This window comes from Nocardia neocaledoniensis (assembly GCF_029868625.1).
Lineage (GTDB): Bacteria > Actinomycetota > Actinomycetes > Mycobacteriales > Mycobacteriaceae > Nocardia > Nocardia neocaledoniensis_A.
Genome location: NZ_JARWOJ010000322.1, coordinates 1 through 20313, shown reverse-complemented (window position 1 = coordinate 20313; position 20313 = coordinate 1). Strand labels below are relative to the sequence as shown.

The 20313-nt window shown below is 69.5% G+C and carries 19 protein-coding genes; 11 read left to right on the top strand and 8 right to left on the bottom strand.

Features of this window, described 5'->3' with window-relative positions:
* The first annotated feature begins 8 nt into the window (after positions 1-8).
* Complete coding sequence (locus tag QH270_RS24405) at positions 9-299, top strand: hypothetical protein (protein WP_280346418.1); 291 nt, start codon at positions 9-11, stop codon at positions 297-299.
* A 7-nt stretch (positions 300-306) separates the two neighbouring features.
* Here the strand turns inward: QH270_RS24405 and QH270_RS24400 are convergent, their stop codons facing one another.
* The 4 genes from QH270_RS24400 to QH270_RS24380 all read right to left on the bottom strand — a co-directional run bounded on the left by QH270_RS24400 (position 307) and on the right by QH270_RS24380 (position 4908).
* Positions 307-828 (bottom strand): OsmC family protein, encoded by a 522-nt coding sequence (locus tag QH270_RS24400; RefSeq protein ID WP_280346417.1) that lies wholly within the window; start codon positions 826-828, stop codon positions 307-309.
* 207 nt (positions 829-1035) lie between these two features.
* Entirely contained in the window at positions 1036-1842 is an 807-nt protein-coding gene (locus QH270_RS24395) for a YceI family protein (RefSeq protein WP_280346416.1), read from the bottom strand.
* On the bottom strand, positions 1842-4373 hold the full coding sequence (locus tag QH270_RS34720; protein WP_432420422.1) for an MFS transporter: 2532 nt from the start codon (positions 4371-4373) through the stop codon (positions 1842-1844). The genes QH270_RS24395 and QH270_RS34720 overlap by 1 nt, the downstream gene beginning before the upstream one ends.
* Positions 4374-4410: 37 nt before the next feature.
* Positions 4411-4908, bottom strand: coding sequence for a MarR family winged helix-turn-helix transcriptional regulator (locus QH270_RS24380; RefSeq protein WP_280346415.1), 498 nt, complete (start codon positions 4906-4908; stop codon positions 4411-4413).
* A gap of 170 nt (positions 4909-5078) precedes the next feature.
* On the opposite strand from QH270_RS24380, the gene QH270_RS24375 reads away from it, so the two are divergent.
* The 8 genes from QH270_RS24375 (at position 5079) to QH270_RS24340 (ending at position 12499) form a co-directional block, all read left to right on the top strand.
* Positions 5079-6938 (top strand): hypothetical protein, encoded by a 1860-nt coding sequence (locus QH270_RS24375; RefSeq protein ID WP_280346414.1) that lies wholly within the window; start codon positions 5079-5081, stop codon positions 6936-6938.
* Positions 6935-7129, top strand: coding sequence for a hypothetical protein (locus tag QH270_RS24370; protein ID WP_432420421.1), 195 nt, complete (start codon positions 6935-6937; stop codon positions 7127-7129). The genes QH270_RS24375 and QH270_RS24370 overlap by 4 nt, the downstream gene beginning before the upstream one ends.
* Positions 7126-7494, top strand: a complete 369-nt coding sequence (locus QH270_RS24365; protein WP_432420420.1) for a hypothetical protein — start codon at positions 7126-7128, stop codon at positions 7492-7494. The genes QH270_RS24370 and QH270_RS24365 overlap by 4 nt, the downstream gene beginning before the upstream one ends.
* Positions 7491-8819, top strand: coding sequence for a hypothetical protein (locus QH270_RS24360; protein WP_280346413.1), 1329 nt, complete (start codon positions 7491-7493; stop codon positions 8817-8819). The genes QH270_RS24365 and QH270_RS24360 overlap by 4 nt, the downstream gene beginning before the upstream one ends.
* Positions 8820-9010: 191 nt before the next feature.
* The gene (locus QH270_RS24355) at positions 9011-9304 is read left to right on the top strand and encodes a hypothetical protein (RefSeq protein ID WP_280346412.1); all 294 of its coding nucleotides are present in this window, start codon (positions 9011-9013) and stop codon (positions 9302-9304) included.
* 382 nt (positions 9305-9686) lie between these two features.
* Complete coding sequence (locus QH270_RS24350) at positions 9687-10577, top strand: DUF5995 family protein (RefSeq protein WP_280346411.1); 891 nt, start codon at positions 9687-9689, stop codon at positions 10575-10577.
* Positions 10578-10871: 294 nt separating this feature from the next.
* Positions 10872-11966: a ribosome small subunit-dependent GTPase A gene (gene rsgA / locus QH270_RS24345; protein ID WP_280346410.1), complete on the top strand. Its 1095-nt coding sequence runs from the start codon at positions 10872-10874 to the stop codon at positions 11964-11966.
* Positions 11967-11983: 17 nt separating this feature from the next.
* Positions 11984-12499: a GNAT family N-acetyltransferase gene (locus QH270_RS24340; RefSeq protein ID WP_280346409.1), complete on the top strand. Its 516-nt coding sequence runs from the start codon at positions 11984-11986 to the stop codon at positions 12497-12499.
* A gap of 51 nt (positions 12500-12550) precedes the next feature.
* Here the strand turns inward: QH270_RS24340 and QH270_RS24335 are convergent, their stop codons facing one another.
* Entirely contained in the window at positions 12551-12919 is a 369-nt protein-coding gene (locus QH270_RS24335) for a winged helix-turn-helix transcriptional regulator (protein ID WP_280346408.1), read from the bottom strand.
* A gap of 134 nt (positions 12920-13053) precedes the next feature.
* Here QH270_RS24335 and QH270_RS24330 point away from each other — a divergent pair, with 134 nt between their 5' ends.
* The gene (locus QH270_RS24330) at positions 13054-13950 is read left to right on the top strand and encodes an alpha/beta hydrolase (protein WP_280346407.1); all 897 of its coding nucleotides are present in this window, start codon (positions 13054-13056) and stop codon (positions 13948-13950) included.
* An 86-nt stretch (positions 13951-14036) separates the two neighbouring features.
* Here QH270_RS24330 and QH270_RS24325 read toward each other — a convergent pair whose 3' ends face one another.
* The 3 genes from QH270_RS24325 to QH270_RS24315 all read right to left on the bottom strand — a co-directional run bounded on the left by QH270_RS24325 (position 14037) and on the right by QH270_RS24315 (position 19263).
* A complete protein-coding gene (locus QH270_RS24325) occupies positions 14037-15119 on the bottom strand; it encodes a saccharopine dehydrogenase family protein (RefSeq protein ID WP_280346406.1) in 1083 nt (360 codons plus the stop codon).
* 216 nt (positions 15120-15335) lie between these two features.
* Positions 15336-18014 carry a PQQ-binding-like beta-propeller repeat protein gene (locus tag QH270_RS24320; RefSeq protein WP_280346405.1) on the bottom strand — a complete coding sequence of 893 codons (2679 nt, stop codon included), beginning with the start codon at positions 18012-18014 and terminating at the stop codon, positions 15336-15338.
* Positions 18015-18345: 331 nt separating this feature from the next.
* Positions 18346-19263, bottom strand: coding sequence for an NAD-dependent epimerase/dehydratase family protein (locus QH270_RS24315; protein WP_280346404.1), 918 nt, complete (start codon positions 19261-19263; stop codon positions 18346-18348).
* A 134-nt stretch (positions 19264-19397) separates the two neighbouring features.
* Between QH270_RS24315 and QH270_RS24310 the strand changes: the two genes are divergently transcribed.
* Positions 19398-20084, top strand: a complete 687-nt coding sequence (locus QH270_RS24310) for a TetR/AcrR family transcriptional regulator (protein ID WP_280346403.1) — start codon at positions 19398-19400, stop codon at positions 20082-20084.
* Positions 20085-20313 lie beyond the last annotated feature (229 nt).

The window sequence follows — 20313 nt, the reverse complement described above, 5'->3', positions numbered from 1 at the left end:
GACGGACGATGAGGTCCCGTCACACGGATTCGTTCAGCGCGTGGCGTGAGCAGCTGCGGGAGGACCTGCTCACGGTCACCGAATTCGCCCAGGAGGCCCGTGCCGTCGCCGGTGTCCGCGGGCGAGGCATCGGCCGCCTCGCCGACGGGCTCCGTCGCGACGTGACCGCGGAGGCCCTGGCGTTCGCCGACGACCTCGCCGACCTCGCCGACGCGGCCCTGCGGGCACGCACCGACGGCCGGAAGTCCCGGCTCGCGAGCTTCTTCGGACATCGCGCGGGATCGCGCGGCCGGCGCTGAGACAGCGCTACCCCGCGACGATCTCCAGCGGCACCGCGTTGCGCAGCGTGTGCCCGACAGGCGAGCTGGCGGACACTCGGTCATGCAGCTCGGCGAGCTGCTCCGGGGTGGCGTCCGCGTCCACCCGCACCGTCGCCTCGATGGACTCGAAACCGGCGTGCCCCTCCGCCAGGCCGAGGAAGACGTGCAGGTCGAGGTCGCCTTTCAGATCGATGCGAAGGTCCCTGAGCTCGATCCCCGCCAGCGTGGCATTGGCCGCGTAACCCACCGCCAGGCAATTGCCCAGCGCACCCAGCAGCTGCTCGACGGGGTTGGGCGCGGTGTCGCCACCACCGAGGGTGCGCGGCTCGTCGGAAGCGATCGCGGCGAAGGACCGTACCCGCGCCGCCGAGGAGAACGCGCCGTTCCACGTCACGTGCGCGGCCCAGGTGGTCCGCGCCTTGCCGGGATCCTGCCGGATCGCCTCGACCAGGCCGCCCACCGCCTCGATGTCGACAGCGTTGAGTGTGCTCCGGGTTTCGATCGTCATGACAGGTCTCCCTCACGTAGGTGCCGTATCCCCAACGGCACCCAGTCTGTGACGAGCGACCACGGCTGAACACCCTTCGGCGCACCCTGCGCATAACGCCACACGACGCAGCTCAGCAGGCCGGGAGCACTACGCCGAGCCCTCGAGTACTACCGCGCACTACGGGGCGGAGCTGGCGCGCGAACGCTGCGCCAACGCAGCAGGTAGTCACTCGCCCTGGACGACCTCGATGTCGAGTTCGATCTTGACCGTGGTGCCGACGGCGGCCACGCCCGCGCGCACGACCGCGCTGTAATCGATCGCGAAATCGTTGCGGTGCAACAGTGTTTCGGCGTGGAAGGCCGCGCGCACGCCACCCCACGGATCCGGCCCGCAGCCACCGTAGGTCACCGCGAGTTCGATCGGGCGACGCTGTCCGTGCAGGGTCAGCTCGCCCCGCATCACCCAGGTGTCGGCACCGGTGCGATGGAACCCCAGACCGGCGAACGTGATGGTCGGATAGCTGTCCACATCGAGGAATTCCGGTGAGCGCAGGTGATCGTCACGCATCGCGATTCCGGTATCGATACCCGCGGCCCGGATCTGCGCGTGGCCCGTGGACCGCTCGAACGGCTCGGCGATGTCGAGCCGCCCGCTCACCTCCGCGAAGCGGGCCTTGATACTCGCGATGCCCAGGTGCCGCGCGGTGGCGATCACCGTCGAATGCGCCGGATCGATCGTCCACGGTCCCGGCGGGGGCGAGGTGACAGTCCCGGCCGCGGGTGCCAGCACCACCTCACCGACCGCCCCCGACCCGGTCGCGGAGATCTGCGCGATCCGCGCCACCGGCTCGAACCCGACCGCGGTGAGCACGGCCGTGTGGGCCCCGGCGGCCAGTGGTTCGGTTCGCACCACCCCGGTCTCGTCGGCCACCGCGCGGGCTATCTGACGGCCCGACATGTCCGTCACGGTCAGCACCGCGTTCGGTACCGGCCAGCCCTCCGCGGTGCGGACACGGCCGGTCAGCCCACTCATCAGCGGTCCTCGGATTCGTGGGCAAGGCGCACGTCGTGGGCGACCTCGCTGCCGGCCACGGTCACCTGATCCGTCACCGGCGGGTAGCCACGGGTGATCACCGTGTACTGCCCTTCGAGCAGATCGGGCACGACATAGCGGCCGTTCTCGTCGGTGCGCACGGTCGCGGTCACCGCACCCTCGGCGTCGAGCACGCTGACCAGCGCGTCGGGCACAGCCCTGCCGTCCTCGGCGCGCGCGGATCCGGTGAGCACGGTCATCGCGGACAACTCGATGTCCCGGCGGAGTACGCCGCTGTCGGGCACCGTCACCGTGATCGCGCTCGGGCGCATGTGCTCAGCGGCCGCGACCAGGGTGTAGACACCCGACACGACTCCCTCGCACCGGTACGTGCCATCGGTGCCCGCGACGGCGGCGCCGACCACCTCGCCGCGCGAGTCGGTCAGGGTGATGGTCGCGCCCGGCAACGGCGAACCGCGGCCTGCGGTTCGGACGACACCCGACAGTTCACCCGAGCCCGCCAGGGTCAGGTCCACCCGCTGCGGCCGCGTGCCGACCGACACATTGACCGCGGTCGGCTGATATCCCATCGCCGACACGATCAACACATGGCCACCCGACCCCGGCGCGGTGATCGCGTAAGCACCATCGGCCGCACTACTCGCCCGCGCGACCTGCCGGCCGCCGTGATCGATCAGAGTCAGCACCGCGTCCGGCAGCACCTGACCGTCCTCGCGGCGGACGTGACCGTCCACCCTCCCGCCGCTCGCGGTCTCGGACAACTCATCGGTCGACGCCGCGCCGCGCGGCGACAAGCCACCCGGAACCACCCGGTGACCGTTCTGTTCGACCGTCGCATGCCGACCGGCCACGCCGGCAGGCACCGGTTCCGCTTCGGCCAGCACTCGCTCGGCGCCTTCCCAGACCTGTTCTCCGTTCCGGCTCGACGCCGCGAGCGCGGCCAGCTCGGCATCCAGCGCATCGGACGAATCGCCCTGCGACACCGACTCTTTCGTGGTCGGGTCGAGCTTCGGATCGATATCGATCGTGGTGCGCAGTGGACGGTTCGGCAGCAGCGTGGTCGCCAGTAGCGCGACGACCGCCGCACCGGCGGCGATGAGGAAGATGCGCCCGGTCGCGTCACCGTAGGCGGCGCGCAGGACCGTGACGATCGGGGCGGGCAGGGCATGCAGATTCAGGTTGCTGCCGCCGGCGGATCCGGTCGTCACGCCGAGTGCGGCGAAACCTTCCGCCGACAGTTCGGTCACCCGGGTGGCCAGCACCGAGCCGAGCACCGAGACGCCGATCGCGCCGCCGAACGTGCGGAAGAACGCGACACTGCTCGACGCCGCGCCGATATTGTGCACGCTCACCGTGTTCTGGACGGCCAGCACCAGGTTCTGCATCATCATGCCGACGCCGAGCCCGACCACGGCGATGTAGATGCCGACAAGCCACAGATCGGTGGCGTGATCGATCGTCGAGAGCAGCCCGAACCCGACCACCAGCAGTGCGGCGCCGGTGACGACGAAGGACTTCCACTTCCCGAACCGGGTGATCAACTGTCCCGACCCCGTCGACGCGACGAGCATGCCCAGGACCAGCGGAATGGTCAGCACGCCCGCCATCGTCGGCGAGTAGCCGCGCGCGGTCTGGAAGTACTGCCCCAGGAAGGTGGTCGACCCGAACATGCCGACGCCGACCGCGATCGAGGCGATGATCGCGAGGCCGGTGGTGCGCTCGGTGACGATCGAGAGCGGGATGATCGGCGACTTGGCGCGCGACTCGACCACGACGGTGGCGAGCAGCAGCAGCACGCCCGAGCCGACGTACCAGGCGGATTCGCGGGAGAACCAGTCGTAGTAGTCCGCCTTCCCCGCGAACGACACCCAGACGAGCAACACCGACACACCCGCGGTGAGCAGCGCGGCGCCGAACCAGTCGATCGACACCCCGTCCTTGCGTTCGGTGGGCAGCCGCAGGGTCCGCTGGAGCAGCACAAGGGCGATGACCGCCAGTGGCACGCAGACGAAGAAGCACCAGCGCCAGCCGAGCGGGCTGTCGACGATGACGCCACCGAGGATCGGGCCGCCCGACATCGACACCGCCATCACAGCGCCCATGTAGCCGGAATAGCGTCCGCGCTCTCGCGGCGAGACGATGGAACCGATGATCGCGACGACGAGCGCGGTCAATCCGCCCATTCCGATGCCCTGGACGACTCGGGCCGCCAGCAGGATCGGCACGTTCGTCGCGAAGCCCGCGATCACCGAACCGACGACGAAGATGACGATGGACGACTGGACCAGCAACTTCTTGTTGAACAGATCGGCGAACTTGCCCCAGATCGGGGTGGACGCGGCATTGGCGAGCAGCGCCGTGGTGATGACCCAGGCGTACGCGGTCTGCGATCCCTCGAGGTCCCCGATGATCGTGGGCAGCGCGGTCGACACGATGGTGGTGCTGAGCAGCGCCGTGAACAGCGCCGCCAGCAGCCCCGTCATCGCCTCCAGGACCTGACGATGCGTCATCGCTGCCGGGGCACGCCGAGTCTCCGTCCCGACTGAACTAGACATCCACTTCCTGACTTTCTGTCGAAACCGGTCGGCGCTCGCCCACCGCGGTGTGGTGCGAAGCGCCCGCCAGTGAATTCCTGAGTTTCCGCACGACCGCCGTGGCCTGCTCGGCTTCGGCTTCGGTCCACTCGGCCAGCGCGGCGCGCAGTCCTCGTGCTCGCGACTCCCGGACGCGCACTAGCAGATCGCGTCCCTGATCGGTGATCTGGATGAGCGTGGCCCGGCCGTCGAGGGGATCGGCGTGGCGGGCGATGTTGCCCGAGTTCACCAACTCCGCGACATGCCTGCTCAGGGTCGATTGACTGATGCACAGGTCCGCGGCCAGGTCCACCTGCCGGGACGGTCCCCTGGCCTCGAGTGAACCCAGCACACCCACACCGCCGGGAAGCAGATCCCCTTCTTCCGGATGCGAGAGCGCGGCGCGGATCGCCCGGCCCACGTAATAGAGCTCCCTGATCAGGCCTTGGGCCGTCTCGGGTGACACTGCCATGTCGACTCCCAGCACGAGAATAGTTGCTTGCGCTAACCAACCATAAAACACTTATTTGTACTATGCAACTAATGGGCGCGTCGCGGGCGGGGTCTCGGCTCCACGCCGAATTCGGGGGATACTGCTGTTCAACCCCGTCGACCGGGCACTTCGACACCTCGGAGGCTGCCATGACCACAGCGATATCCGCTCCGGCGACGATTCCGGTCGCCCAGGGCACCGAAGGCGGCGGCGCCGCCCTCGATCAGGTCGCGCTCATGACCGGTGCGGCCGCGGTGGTCGGCGCGGTGCTGCTGTGGGTGGCCTACCTGCACCGCACCCGACGCATCACCTGGCTGCAACGACTGGCCGACTTCAGCGGCCGCGTCATGAACCGTCCCGGCTGGGTGGCGCTCCCGATCGCGATGTTTCTCGCGACCATCTTGACCGCGTTCCTCGGCTTCATCTGGGACGTGAGCCTGCACGTCGGCAAGGGCCGCGACGCCGGACCGCTGGCCAACCCGGCGCACTACTTCATCCTGGTCGGCCTTTTCTTCCTCTTCATGGCGGGCATGCTGGCCGTCATCCTGCCGCTCGACGAGAAGCCGGGCCGGGCCGCGGTGAAGATCACCCGCGACTGGTACGCGCCTGTGGGCGGCATCTTGATCGCCGGCGCCGGCCTGTACGCGCTGATCGGATTCCCTCTCGACGACATCTGGCATCGGCTCTTCGGCCAGGACGTCACGCTCTGGGGACCCACCCACCTGATGCTCATCGGTGGCGCGGGTCTGTCGCTGATCGGGGTACTGCTGCTCGAACTCGAAGGCAGATACAACCGGCCCGATCCCGAGCGCGCCGACGGCCGGGTGCTGTGGGCGGTTCAGGCCTTCGCCTTCGGCGGCCTGGTGATCGGGCTGTCGGTGTTCGGGGTCGAGTTCGATTTCGGCGTGCAGCAGTTCCGGCTGGTGCTGCAACCGATGTTGATCGTCTTCGCCGCGACGATCGCCCTGATCTCCGCGCGGATCACGCTCGGACCACTCAGCACGCTGCTGCTCGTGGCCTTCGCCTTCGGCGTGCGCTCCATCGTCGCGGTCCTCGTCGGCACCGGCTTCGAGGCGCCGCGCAATGTGTTCCCGCTCTACCTCGGTGCCGCGATCGTGGTCGAACTGCTGGCCCTCGTGCCGTTGCCGCGCCGACCGCTGTGGTGGGGCGCGCTCGCCGGGCTCGGCGTGGCCACGGTGGGCATCTGGCTGGAATCGCTGTGGGTCGGGCGCGTGTTCGTCAACTCCTGGGTCGCCGGGATGTGGCCCGAACTGCTCGCGATGGCGGTGCCGGTCGGGGTGGCGGGCGGCGTGATCGGCGCGATGCTCGGCGTCGTCCTGCGCGGTGAGGCACTGCCTGCCCCCGCGCTACGGCGTGGGCTGGTGGTCGCCGCGGTGGTGGTCGCGGCCGCGGCGACCACGAACGGATTGGTCATCCGGGTGCCGGAGAACGCGTCGGCGACAGTGGTGCTCACCGATGCCGAGCCCGCGTCGGGCGGGCGGATGGTCACCGCCGATATCCGCCTGTCCCCCGCGGATCTGGTCGGCGATGATCCGGAATGGGTGGAGATCCTGTCCTGGCAGGGCGGCACCGGCGACGACAGTCCCGGCCACGGTCTCGTCGTGGACGAATTACGTCGCGTCGGCGACGGCCACTTCGTGTCCACCCGAGCGGTGCCCGTGCACGGCACCTGGAAGACAGTGCTTCGCCTGCAGGACGGGCGCATGCAGTCCGCGCTCCCGATCTTCATGCCGCTCGACCCCGGCATCGGCGCCGCGGAGGTATCCGCTCCGGCGGACTTCACGCGACCGTTCGTCGAGGAGATCACCGTCCTGCAGCGCGAGCGGTCCTTCGACCATCCGTCCTGGCTGATCGCGCTCGCCGGCCTGGTGGTGCTGGCGTGCAGCCTGGCCCTCATCGCGGCGATGGCGTGGGGTGCCGCCCGCGTCAACGACCGCTATCTGGCGGCGGGCAGCACCCCGGAACCCGAGGCGACGGTCGAACCGTGATTCGCCAGGGGAACGTCGACCTTCTCGCCGACCACTCCGTCCTGCTGGCCATTCCGGCGTTTCTGCCCGCTCTCGCGCTGGCCGGGCTGGTGTTGTTCATCGCGATGCGCGACCGGCGCGCCGAGAAACGCGAAAAGGACTCCGCGCCGACGGGATCCGCGCAGGCCGACCCCACCGAGGAGAATCCGTGACCATCTGCCGACGCGGGCTGGGCCTGGTCATGGTCGCCGCGAGCGCACTGCTGGTGAGCTGCTCGTCGGGGGAGACGACCATCGAAGCTGGGGCAGCACCCTTGACCATCGACATCAGAATCGCGAACGGCGAAGTGTCCCCGGCCAATACGCGCACCGACGCCCGAGTCGGGCAACCCATCGTGGTGCGAGTCGACAGCGACGCCGCCGACGAACTGCATGTCCACTCCGCTCCCCCACACACCTTTCCGGTGACCGCGGTCCCAGGCCAGGAGTTCGGGTTCACCGTCGCGGTGCCCGGCCAGGTGGCGATCGAACTCCATCACCTCGGGCGAACGGTGACGACCCTGCTGATCCGGCAGTGAATCCCCTCGCCCACGGTCTCGGCGGCGCCGAGGACCTGCCCATCCCGCTCACCTACGCGCTGGTCGGCGCGGCGTGGGCGCTGACGTTCTCCTTCGCGGTGCTGTTCCTCGCCTGGCGTCAGCCGCGACTGGACCCCGAGTCGCCGGGATTCCCGCTGCCCACCCCGGTAGCCCGGCTGATCGACGCTCGCGCGACGCGGATCTGCGTTTCCACGGCCGCCGTGGTGGTCGCCGCCTGCGTGATCGTCATCGGGGTGTTCGGTTCGCCGGATCCGGCTCTGAATCCGGTGCCGGGGGTGCTGTATATCGGCGTCTGGGTCGGGGTGATGATGGCGTCGTTGCTGATCGGACCGGTTTGGAAGGTCGTCTCCCCCGTCAGAGCGATCCATCGACTCGCCTGTCGCCTGCTGGGGCGCGCGCCGACGCACGGATTTCTGCGCTACCGCGAGGCCTGGGGCCATCACCCAGCGGCGGTCGGCCTGTTCTCCTTCGTATGGCTGGAATTGGCCTGGCGCGCACCAGGATCGGTGGGTTCGGTGCTGACGTGGCTGATCGGCTATCTGGTGGTGACCTCGATCGGGCTCGCGTTGTTCGGCACCGTCTGGGCGGAGCGGGCCGATCCACTCGAGGTGTACAGCACGCTGCTGGCGCACCTGAGTCCCTACGGCCGGGACCGCGCGGGACGGCCGGTACTGCGGATGCCGCTGAACAATCTCGCGGGCACGCCCGGCCTGGCCGGATCCGTAGCGGTCGCGGCGACGTTGCTCGGATCCACGGCCTTCGACAGCTTCTCGTCCTTTCCCCGATGGCGTGAACTCGTCGACGGTCTCGCTCCGGTCGTCGACGCGACAGTGGTCCGCACAGCGGGACTGCTGGTCTTCATCGGAGTCGTGGGCGGACTGTTCACCGTCGCCGCGAAGGCCGCCGGCGGCGTCTCCCCCGCCGACCGCGCACTGCTGCCACGGCGGCTGGCACTCAGCCTCACCCCGATCGTGGCGGGCTATCTGATCGCCCACTACCTCACGTTCCTGGTCGAGAAGGGGCAGGCGACGGTCCTGCTGTTCGCGGACCCGCTCGACCGCGGCTGGAACCTCGCGGGCCTGGCCGACCGAGACGTGGCCTACGTGCTGTCGAGCCATCCGAGTGTCCTCGCGACCTGCAAGGTCCTCGCCGTCCTCCTCGGCCACGTCCTCGGCGTCGCCGCCGCCCACGACCGCTGCCTGCTCCTGCTCCCACCACGTCACCGGCTGACCGGCCAGCTGGCGTTGATGCTGACCATGGTCGGCTTCACCTTCACCGGGTTGTATCTGTTGTTCGGCGGGTAGTCGTACCCGGTTCCACCACCGGCTTTTCGCATCTATCGCGCGCAGAGAATCGATCGTCGGCACAGGGTCGATCGGCAGCGAACCTCGCGGGCACAGCGTTGGTCGCGGGCGCCCGGCGCTGCTTGAATGAAGCCGTGCGTGGGCTTCCGGGACTTCGAGCGCGAACACGGCCGGACTATTGGTCGGGCGGTGTGGCACTGATCTTCCTGGCCGCCGCGGTGGCCGACCTGGTCTGGATGGTGAACCGCCCCGGCAATGAGCTGCCACCCCCGACCGTCACGATCGGCAGCTTCGCGGTACCCGCCGCCATCGCCATCGCGCTGTCATCCGCCGGCATCGTGATCAGTCGCCGAGCAGGGCTTCGTTCGTGGTTGTCGTCCACCGCACTCTGCCTGTCGCTGAGCTTCGTCGTGTTGTGCGGTATCGGCGCCGCCGCCTACGTCGTAGCGATGCTGCAAGGCCTCGAAGCCCTGTCGAATTTTTGATGCTCATGCGAGTCAGCTGGGCGTAAAGCTGCCACGAACCTTCCCCGAACCGGTAACACAGGACGCCGTGGTGACGCGCGTCGAGCCAGGCGAATTCCATTGTCGCGGTGTTGAAGTCCGCGATGTCTGCGGGCGTCGGAGAGCGGACGTCGATGAGGAACAGGGCTCCGCTGGTGGAGAGAATCAATTCCGACCCTGGCCAGCGCCGTATACCGGAGTCGAAGTAGCCGCCGAGGCGCAGGCTGAGCAGGTCAGGCATACGCACATCATCGTCCTGCGGACGAGGCGGAGCGCTGCCGAGTGCACCCATCGCCCGTTCGACGATCAGCTCCGCGCCGTGTCGTAGGCGGCGGTTCTCACTTTCGGGTGGTGGAATTTGCGGGTGCGTGTATCGAGCGGAACAGCTGCTGTCGCCGCGGCCCTGATCATGAGCCTGCCCGCGGTTGTCGCGGCACCGGCCACCGGCGGTGTTCGCGACACCGCCTGTGGTTCGACACTGTCGTCCGCCGAGATCGGCGACATCGTGCGGCTGTCGGATACCTCGACGATCTCCGGCGACGACAATCTCGCGCGACTCGAGAACGCGGTGGACCGGCACCATCGGATCACCGAGATCCTCGTCGCCCACCGGGACCTGCGCGGCCTGTTCGCCATCGGCCTCGACGGGGTCGAATACGCGGCCGTCATGCCGCTGCAGCGCGACCCCGCCGCGTTCGCGAACCGCGAGTACGCCCACGCGATCAGCACGGAGCTCCTGCGCCGGTTCCTGGACAACCTGCACGCGGAGTTCACCGGCGGTGTCACCGAACCGCACTGGGCCCACTATTTCGCCCTCGCCCAGGACTGCGGCGTGTCCAGAGCCCGCACCGCGATGGCGGGCTACAACGCCCACCTCACCGTCGATCTGGCGTATTCGGTGGCGGCGGTGCGGAGTCGACCCGAGAACGCCCCGGACTACTTCAAGATCGTCGCGAGCATCGCCGCCGTCGGTGACGTGATCATCGACCGCACCAAAGCCGTCTACGGCGCCGACCTCGGCCCGCTGTGGCGGTTCTACTTCGTCGGCGAGGGCCTCGACCAGCTCTTCGGCGCGGGCGTCGCCACCGAGCAGATGCTCATCGCCGCCGACCTGGGCGCCAATACCGTCATCTTCACCAATGGCCTCGCCCTGCAGGACCCCGCCCTCGCCCCCGGCGTGCGCGCGGAGGTCACCGCCCTCTGGCAGGCAGCCGACCTGGCCTTCGACGCGCTGGCCCGCGTCAACGCCCTCTGACGCGCGTCCATCGCCGCGCGGCCCGTATGAGGGCGTTCACAATGCGCTGGCGATGCTGGTCGCGCACGTGTTAGCTTGTCTTGTCCGTTAAGACCTGGAGTGCGAGAGAATGGGAGGTGAGTCGATGTTTGCGGCGAAGACCGCTGCCGTGCGCAGCGCCCGGACCATCCTCACGTCCCTGGCCCCGGTCTAACCCCGATACCCACTGCCGTAGTCACCCTGAGCTGTGCGCTCACGGTGTGACTTCTGGTGGATTCCGTGTTCGAGCGGGGCCCCTCTTCCAAGGGTCTCACCGTGCATTCATCTCACACTTCTTCTTCCTCTTCGTCGTCTTCGCTGGAGCTGTCCGAGCTCGGGTGGGACGACGATTTCGCGGCGCGCTTCGCTGAGCACGCCGCCGCCGGGCTGATACCGGCCCGCATCGTGCGCGTCGATCGCGGACGCTGCGACACCCTCACCGCCGCCGGGCCGGTCCGCGCCGACAGCACAGCGCTGACCGGCGCGGATCGCGAGCACATCGTCTGCACCGGCGACTGGGCCGCGCTGTCACCCGGTCCACGACCGCGAGTGGTGGCGTTGCTGCCGCGGCGGACCGCGATCACCCGCGCGTCCGCGGACCGCACGTCCCATCAACAGGTGCTCGCGGCCAACGTCGACACCGTCGTCATCGTGGTGTCGCTGGCGGCGCCGGTCAACGCGGGCCGGGTCGAACGTCTGCTGGCGCTGGCCTACGACAGCGGCGCCCGCCCGGTCATCGTGTTGACCAAGGCCGACCTGGCCGAGCATCACGGCGCGGGCGAGGCCGTGGTCACCGGGCTGGCTCCCGGCGTGGAGATCCTCACCACCAGCGCCGCGACCGGGATCGGCCTGGATCGGCTGGCCGCGGTCGTCACCGGCACCGCGGTACTGCTCGGCCCGTCCGGGGCCGGGAAATCGAGCCTGGCCAACGCCTTGCTGGGTCGAGAGCACATGGGCACCAACGACGTTCGTGCCGTCGACGGCAAGGGCAGGCACACCACCGTGCATCGCGAGTTGCTCACCCTGCCCGCCGGTGGCGTGCTCATCGACACCCCCGGCCTGCGCGGCATCGGTGTCCAAGACGTCGCGGACGGTGTCGGGCAGGTGTTCGCCGAGATCGAGGCCTACGCCCGGCACTGCGCGTTCCGCGATTGCGAACACCGCAGCGAACCCGACTGCGCGGTGCAGGACGCGGTCGTGTCCGGCGAGTTGGACCTCGCCCGGCTCGAGCGATACCGCAAGCTGCTGCGGGAGAGCCAGTGGGCGGCCACCCGTGGTGACGCGCGCCAGGCCGGTAAACGCGGCAAGACCGAGAAGGCGATCACGCGGCACCTCCGCGCGACCTACCGATTCCGCGAACGCCAGAACTGACAGGAGACAAGACCATCATGAGTACTCGTCACGGCTGGACCACTCGCGCCGAGAACAGCACCGATGCCGCCACGATCCGGGAGATCGCCGTCGCCGCCTTCGACAGGGCCGAGGAGGCCGACCTCGTCGACGCGCTGCGCCGGGACCCGGCCTGGATCGCGGGACTGTCGATCCTGGCCCTCGACGCCGACGGCGTCCCCGCCGGATACGCACTGCTGACCCGCGCGCACATCGGCGACACGGCCGCACTGTGTCTGGGCCCGTGCGCGGTCCTGCCCCGGTACCAGAAGACCGGCGCCGGATCGGCCGCGATCCGCGCGGGCCTGCACGCCGCCGAGGCGATGGGTGAACGATTCGTCACCGTCCTCGGGCATCCGGAGTATTACCCGCGCTTCGGGTTCACCCGCGCCAGTTCCCACGGCGTCGGCATGAAGATGCCGGTTCCCGATGAGGCGCTGATGGTGCTGAGCCTGGACGGAGGACCCGTACCCAGCGGCGTCATCCGCTACGCGGCGGCCTTCGGCGACATCTGACGGGCAGTCGCCCACTGGTCCCCGGGGCTCGTCTGAGCCCCGGGGTTCCTCTCAGGCGTCACCACTGTTTCCGGTGATGTGCGGCCGAGGGGTCGTCGGGTGGGCGAGGGCCCACGCGCAGATCGCCGACAGCGGTGTCTCGAGGGACTTGCCGAGTTCGGTGAGCGCGTATTCGACGTGCTGCGGCGCGGTGCGCTTGTAGACATGGCGCTCGACCAGGCCGTCGGCCGCCATGCCGCGCAGCGTTTCCGTGAGTACCTTCTGGGTGATGCCGGGCAGCCGGGCGCGTAGCCGAGCGGGCCGCTGCGGACCGTCGAGCAGCGCGTAGACGAGCAGGATGCGCCACTTGGCGGCCAGTCGCTCGAGGGCACGGCGGGTATCGCAGTCCTCCTCGAGGACGTCGGGGATGACCGGCGCCATCGGGCCTCCTCTCGCCTGGCCCGCTCTCGCGAAGGGAACCTCGAAGTACCTTCTATCGGGGTAGCGGGATCGGGCCTATCGTCGGACTCACCGTACTGGAGATCGCTCCGGTACCCGTTCCGAGAGCAACGGACATGACTGTCACTTCGGTCCCCTTCCCGTTCACCCACCACGGCGACCGACTCGTAGGCACCCTGTGGCTGCCGGTTGGCGAACCGACCGCGGTCGTGGTCACCACGGGCCCACTGACCTCGGTCAAGGAACAGGCCGCCGGTGTGTACGCGGCCGCGCTGGCCGAACGCGGATTCGCCGCACTGGCATTCGATCACCGCACCTTCGGTGAAAGCGAGGGCCTGCCACGCCAAGTGGAGGATCCGCTGGGCAAAGCCGCCGACATCTCCGCGGCCGTCACCGCGCTGCGCGCCGACTCACGCCTGACCGGCAAACCGGTTGTCGCTCTCGGCGTGTGCGCGGGCGGCGGCTACATGGCCCGCGCCGTCGCCGACGACCCCCGCTTGCGCGCGTTCGTCGGCGTCGCCGGGGTGTATCCCGACGGCAGCGGCGCCGACCCGGAGGTGATAGCGCGCGGCCGCCGAGCGCGCGAACTGCGCGAATCCACCGGCGAGACACCGACCATCCCCGCGGTCTCCGCGGACAACGGTGACGTGGCGATGCCACTGACCGAAGCCTACGAGTACTACGGCACGGCACGCGGCGCGGTCCCCAACTACACCAATGCCTTCGCCGTCGAATCCTACGAGCACACAGCAGGATTCGACGCCCAGGAAGCCGGCAGGCGCCTGACGGTGCCGTTCCTGCTGATCCACTCCGAGCACGCGCTGGTCCCGTCGTGGGCGCGCGCCTTCCATGCCGCCGTCCCGACCGAGAAGTCCGAACTCTGGCTGGACTCGGTGGGCCAGATCGACTTCTACGACGACCCACGCCTGATCGGCGCGGCCGCGGACGCCGCCGCGAAACTGTTCACCGACGCCGCGGGCGGACCCGATCCCACGGTGTCCGGCCTCGACTGATACCAGAGCCCGGTGGCCGGGGTGCCCGGCGCGGAATGTCGGCCGCCATGGAAAGAACTGGGCGCGAACCGGTTCGGCGTCCGGGGTTACACCGCCCGCGTCCCGGCTTCGGCGGCCCCCGCGGCCAGCTGGTCGAGTCCGAATGCCTCGACGGGTCCGAGCGCACCGGTACTACGCAAGCCGCCCGACAGCGCGGTTCGCGCGCCCCAGGCCAGGATCGCGGCGGTGAAATCGTAGGGGTCTCCGCCGGCGAGCGTCACCGATGCCAGGACCCGCCCGTCGGCATCGGAGACCTCCGCCACCGCCCAGGTGCGAGTACGTGCCCGAGCGGCGGCTCCCGGCCCGCCCGTCGAACCCTGCACCACGCGGCCCAGCGCCGCTTCGCCCAGCCGTTTCGCCGGCGCCACCCGAGAGATGGCGCTCGTCAGCAGCGAGATGGCCTGCATCCCGCGTGCCGCCGGTCCGGGCAGGCCGAGATAGACATCCGCGGCACGCAGCCGAGGGTAGGAGCGGATCAGCGCGAGATGCTCCGATCCCGGGATCGAGACCCCGGTCATGGTCCGACCCGCCACGTCGAAACTACGGCTTCGGGCGGCGGACCGATCGCCGACGACCCGGCCGTCGCGGAGGGCGAACCCCTCCTCGAACAGCATTCCCGCCATGGACGCCCTGGTACCTCCGCTGGTGCCGGGGTCGGCGATGAAGTAGCCGACATCCACGCGCACCGCCTCCGGTGCCTCTGCCAGCGCCAGACCCGCCGCCAGATTGCCTGGGACGTAGTCGAACCCGAACCCGGAGAGCAGACCCACACCGGCCTGCCGGGCCTGCTCGTCATGGTCGAAGACGGACCGGATGAACGGCCCCTCCCCGGTGGAGTCGAAATAGTGCGCCCCGGCGGCGAGCGCCGCCGCCAGGGCAGGTTTCCCGTACCGGAGGAACGGGCCCACCGTCGTCACGAGCACATCGCCCCGCCCCAGCAGCGCGCGCACCGAGTCCGGGTCGGTCACATCGGCCACCGCCGTTTCCGCACCGCCGAGTCCGGCCGCCAGCTCCGCCAGCGCGGTAGCGTTCCGAGCGGCGAGCACAGGCGTGGACCCGCCGGAGACCAGGACCTCGGCGATCAGACGGCCCGTATATCCCGTGGCTCCGAACAACACGATCTTCGGCATCCACCCACTTCCGTTCCCACTCGTCGATCAGGGCCGCGCTGTACGCACCGTCTGTCGCCGACACTACCTCGGTGACGCCGACCGGCCGGTGCGGAGAAACAGATCCACCACCAGGTCAGTCGTCGGCGACCAGGATCCGGCGCCGTCGCTCGGTACCCGCCGACAGCCCATTCGATACCGGCCGCCCGAGTTGTTACCAACTGGTTGTCTGTCGCGTCATACCCGAATCGCGTACACACCGTGCCCGCCGTACACATAGGCCCGTTTGTCTGTGACCGCGACCGAACTGCGGGCTGCGGCGGGGTCGCGTTCCCATTGGGACTCGTCTGTCGCGGTACCGATTCTGCACTGCCACCGGATTACGCCGGTGGCCGAGTCGAGTGCGTGCACCTGCGATTTCCACACCGCGAACACGGTTCCGTCGGCAACGCACGGTGCCCCCAAATGCCCGGCGCCACTGACTTTCGACCATCGCCCGCGACCGGTCCTGCGGTCGAACGATTCCAGCGCAGTACTCGGCGCTCCGCCGCCACCGTAGTTTTCCGGTGCACCGCCCAGGACCATCGCATCCCCGTCGGCGACGGCGAATTGACCACGGTTGCTGCGGAATTCGCCGCGTGTGCCCGGAGTCCACAGCGGTGCGCCGGAGGCGAGGTCGAAGACTTGGACCTTCGGCTCGCGGAGCTTGCAGACCACCACGGTGTCGGCCGCGATGGACGGCCGCTCGAGTGGGTCGTACTCGCTCGCGTCACCCACGGTGGCCCGCCATCGCAGGGCGCCGCTGACGGCGTCCAGGACGAAGAGCGAATCGCCTTGGACGGCTGCGACAACACCATTGCCCGCGGTGAAGTGCAGGAGATCCCGGACGCCACTGTCGATCGCGGTCGTCCAGCGTGGGGTACCGCTGCGGGCATCGAGTGCGACGATATCGAAGCCGGGTGGCGGTCCCTCCGCAAAGACATATGGTGGGTCGTTCGTAGCGCACAGGCTGTATCTGCCATCGGCGGCAGCGGTCGCCCATCGCCGCGCACCGGTGCGCGCGTCGAATCCGATCAATGAGCTGTCACCGTTGACGACCACGGTGCCGTCCGCGACGACGAGGACCCGCGAATTGCCACCGCCGAGCTTGTCGCCGATCTCGACGCTCCAGCGCACTGTACCGGTCGCCGCGTCGAGCGCGTGCAACCGCTTGTCCTGACCGCACACGAAGACATGTCCGTCGGTGACGATCGGTGGCGATCCGTCACTACTGGTATGGGGACGGATATCGGCCTGCCACAGAATCTGGCCAGGTTGTGGTTCGGGCTGGACCGGGGGCGTTTCGTCGTCGCCCGCCAACAGGGTCACCGCGGCGTATCCGCCGCCGACGAGGGCACCGGTGCCGAGCAGTCCGGCGCCGAGCCCGATGACGCCCTTGGTGAGCACGGTTCTGCGGCCCAGCGATGCGGGGCCCGCACTCGGCCGGGGCGAGATCGGTGGGACACCCGCAACCTCGAGCGGCGCTTCGACCGACGGGGCCGGTGCTTGACCGATTATCGGCGCGGCTTCGAGTCGGCGCAGTATCTGGGTGGTCGTGAGGCGGGCGTCGGGATCCGCCGCGAGGCAGCCGGCGATGACGAAGCGGAGTCTGGTTTCGGGTATGCCGGTGAGGTTCGGTGGCTGGGTGGTCACGCGATGCAGGAGAACCGCGGCGTTGGCGTCGCCGAACGGAGGGCGCCCCGTGAGTGCGTAGCACAGCACGGCGCCCATGGCGAACACATCGGAGGCGGGTCCGCCCGGTTCACCGGTGAGTTGTTCCGGCGACGTGAACGCCGTTGGCGCGGAAGGTGACCTGGGCGGACTGAAATCGATCACCCGGGGTCCGGTTCCGGTGACGATCACCGATTGAGGGGTGAGGGCACCGTGCGTCAGACCCGCGCCGTGGATGGCGGCCAAGGCGCGCGTGACACCGATGGCGACGTTCTCGACGGCCGAGAGCGGCAGCGGTCCCTGTTCGGTCACCAGCTCGCGCAGCGAGGGGCCGGCGACGTCCTCCGTCGCTGTCCACGGCTGCGGAGCCTCCTGGTCCGCGTCCAGAACCGTCGGCGTGAAGTCGCCGTGCACGGCTCGTGCGGCCGCGAAGACCCGGGCGAGTTCGGTTCGGTCGCTGCTACCGGTTCCGTGATGCACCGTCTGGATCACGACATCGCCGGCGTCCGGTTGTCGAGCCCTCCGAGCCTGCTGCCTGCGTTGCACCTGGACGATCACCACTCCCAGGCAGCACGCCGCGACCGCGAGCACACCCGCCCGGATCAATTCCACTGCGATCAGCCCGAATCCGCCCACCGGAGCGTGCCCGTACAGGATGTAGTCACCGGTCGTTTTCGTCCGCGCCGCCGGGAGACTCAGCACCAGCGCGACGAACCCGAGTACCCACCCGAGCAGCAAGGACGACCACCACGCGGTCACCCACCCGCCGGCGCCACGGCCGCGCGGATCCGCTGTGTCCGGCGGTGTACGTGGGTCACTCGCGCGCCACACATCGGACATGATCGTGTGCGGAAACCAGAGATTGACCACCGGACAGAACCAGCCGCCGATCACCCACCCGATGGAAAGCCGATGCGGTGCGGGGCTGAGCGCCTCGGCATTGCGGCGCGCCCGCCACAACCACGTGATGACGGTGACGCCCGCGCCGCATTGCACGACGGCCGAGATGATTCCGGCCCAGGTGTAGGACTGCCACTGCGTGCGTGTCCCTCCGGGCTGCCGCCAGCTTCGCTCGAAGTCCGCCAGCAGGACCCAGTCAGCGACCGCGCTGACGAACATCATGACCACGGCCCCCGCGACCAGGATGATCGCCCATGTTCCCAGCATCCCGAACGGCCGCATCCGCTTACCGTCGCGCACAATCACCTGTCCCCACCCCGTCGTCCCTATTCGAGTCCAGCGCGTCGCGCCGGGACCGGTGACACAGTAAATACATTGCCGCAGCACCCGCATGCAGTCGAACCGGTCCGTCGCCTATGGAACCAGATCGAGGCGCGTGATCGGTGGGGACGCCGAGGTTCCGGGCGCGCTGGACCGGCCGGTCACGCGGAAGGATCGTTGGTCGAGCGACGCGATCAGGAATAGGTCGGGCCGGCAATCGAATCCATGTCCCACGAGCGAACCGACCCGACCCGTGCCTAGGCGTGAGCGCGGGGGCCGCCTGATCGCTGCGCCGATTCCCGGCGTGCCGCCGGCGTCACGACGCGGCGGCGATGGTCTCCCGCACCGCGTCATCGGTGGAGGTCGCGACGATGCCGAACGCGGCCGTGGCCGCCGAGGAATCGAGGACGAAGGGGTGGTCCATCTGATATCGCACCTCGATCAGTTCCCGCGCCGCCGGGTCGAACAAGCCGGCCAGTCGCAGCGCGGCGCCAGGCAGTGAACTCACCCGTGCGGGTGCGACATCGGCGAATTCCGCGACGCGCTCCGCCAGCGCGCGCACCGTCATCGGGGGCGGCGTCGGCACATGCCACGGCCTGCCCCACGCGGATTCGTCGGCCGCGACCGCCAGGAGCGTGCGCGCGACGTCGCCGACGTAGGTCCAGCTGTGCGGTGCGTCCGGATCGCCGGCGATCATCGCGCGACGACCCGCGAGTACGCGCGGCAGCACCATGGCGGTGAACGCCGAGGCCACCCCGGCGCCGAGATAGTCCGAGCCGCGCACTTCGGCGGTGCGCAGCCGACCCGCCTCGTGGTCGGCGAGGGCGTCGAGCCAGAGTTGGGCCCGCACCCGGCCCTTGACCGAATTCGGCCGCAGCGGAGTCTGTTCGGTCATCGGAGCGGTGACGGCGCCGTAGCCGTAGAGGTTGCCCGTGGTGACCAGGACCGCGCCGGTCGACCGCGCGGCCGCCCGCAATGCCGCACCGAGCGGCGGCCAGTCCTGCGCCCAGCGGTGATAGGCGGGGCCTGCGCACGAGTACAGGACCGCCGCGCCGGCGGTGTGCCGGGTCAATACGGCGGCATCGCTCGCGTCCGCCGCGATCGGGTCGATCAGCGGATGACGAGGGCCGCCGCCGCGGCGGGTGAGCAGGCGGACCTGCTGACCGGATTCGGCCAGCAAGTGGGCGGTGGCGGTACCGACCGGACCCGCACCGACGATGACATGCAATGACATGGGAGCGCACCAACTTCGAGTCGTTGAGAACACCGTTCTCGTTTCGGTTCACCGTACTCGCACGCCGAACCGAGCGTCAAGAACAGTGTTCTCGTATCGCTCTCCCGTTCTCGAATGTGTGTCAGACTGGGCCGATGACCGCCAGATCACTGCGTGCCCGCGTGCGCGAGGAGATGACCGAGGAGATCAAGACCGTCGCCCGCCGGCACCTGGCCACCCACGGCGCCGACCTGTCGATGCGGGCCGTCGCCCGGGATCTCGACATCGTGGCGTCCGCGCTGTACCGGTACTTCCCCAATCGCGATGCCCTGCTCACGGCCCTGATCATCGAGGCATATGAGGCGCTCGCCGCCGCCGCGACCACCGCGGAAGCGGCGGTGCCTCGCGCCGATCTCCGGGGACGCTGGCAGGCGGTGTGGCAGGCGGTGCGGGCGTGGGCACTGGCGCACCCGGCCGAGTACGGACTGCTCTACGGCACGCCCGTTCCCGGCTACAGCGCGCCACCGAACACCGTGGCCCCCGCGGCGGCGATCGTGCTGCTGCTGAGCCAGATCGTCGCCGACGGTGGTGACCGCCTCGCGCCGATCCCCGTCACCGTGCCGGATCCGGTCCGCGACGATCTGGACCGGCTGATCGAAGGACAGCCGATGGATATCGGCGAAGCCCGGCTCGCCCGGGTCTTCGCCGGCTGGACCCAGCTGTTCGGGCTGATCAGCTTCGAGGTGTTCGGCCGCCTCGACGACACCATCAGTGCCCGCGCCGCCTATTTCGAGCACCAGAGCGCACTGATGGCCGAGCTCGTCGGCCTACCACCGACGTGAAGAGCACGGTCCACTGATGCGACGCCTACACCGTTCCGGGGTTGTCGAAACGCTCGGAACCCGGGCAACGCCGGCGCGCTCCCATGGCGGAGTGACCACCGTCTGGCGGCGCACCAGCCGCCCATCCGACGGGCCATGACCGACATTCGTCGTGGGGGGGGGGGGGGGGGGGGGGGGGGGGGGGGGGCGGGCCCCGCCGCCGCGGGGGGGGGGGGGGGGGGGGGGGGGG

Excerpts from the sequence above, each read along its gene's own strand:
- QH270_RS24405 (WP_280346418.1), top strand. The coding sequence starts at position 9 with ATGAGGTCCCGTCACACGGATTCGTTCAGCGCGTGGCGTGAGCAGCTG.
- QH270_RS24400 (WP_280346417.1), bottom strand. The coding sequence starts at position 828 with ATGACGATCGAAACCCGGAGCACACTCAACGCTGTCGACATCGAGGCG.
- QH270_RS24395 (WP_280346416.1), bottom strand. The coding sequence starts at position 1,842 with ATGAGTGGGCTGACCGGCCGTGTCCGCACCGCGGAGGGCTGGCCGGTA.
- QH270_RS34720 (WP_432420422.1), bottom strand. The coding sequence starts at position 4,373 with ATGACGCATCGTCAGGTCCTGGAGGCGATGACGGGGCTGCTGGCGGCG.
- QH270_RS24380 (WP_280346415.1), bottom strand. The coding sequence starts at position 4,908 with ATGGCAGTGTCACCCGAGACGGCCCAAGGCCTGATCAGGGAGCTCTAT.
- QH270_RS24375 (WP_280346414.1), top strand. The coding sequence starts at position 5,079 with ATGACCACAGCGATATCCGCTCCGGCGACGATTCCGGTCGCCCAGGGC.
- QH270_RS24340 (WP_280346409.1), top strand. The coding sequence starts at position 11,984 with ATGAGTACTCGTCACGGCTGGACCACTCGCGCCGAGAACAGCACCGAT.
- QH270_RS24335 (WP_280346408.1), bottom strand. The coding sequence starts at position 12,919 with ATGGCGCCGGTCATCCCCGACGTCCTCGAGGAGGACTGCGATACCCGC.
- QH270_RS24330 (WP_280346407.1), top strand. The coding sequence starts at position 13,054 with ATGACTGTCACTTCGGTCCCCTTCCCGTTCACCCACCACGGCGACCGA.
- QH270_RS24325 (WP_280346406.1), bottom strand. The coding sequence starts at position 15,119 with ATGCCGAAGATCGTGTTGTTCGGAGCCACGGGATATACGGGCCGTCTG.
- QH270_RS24315 (WP_280346404.1), bottom strand. The coding sequence starts at position 19,263 with ATGTCATTGCATGTCATCGTCGGTGCGGGTCCGGTCGGTACCGCCACC.
- QH270_RS24310 (WP_280346403.1), top strand. The coding sequence starts at position 19,398 with ATGACCGCCAGATCACTGCGTGCCCGCGTGCGCGAGGAGATGACCGAG.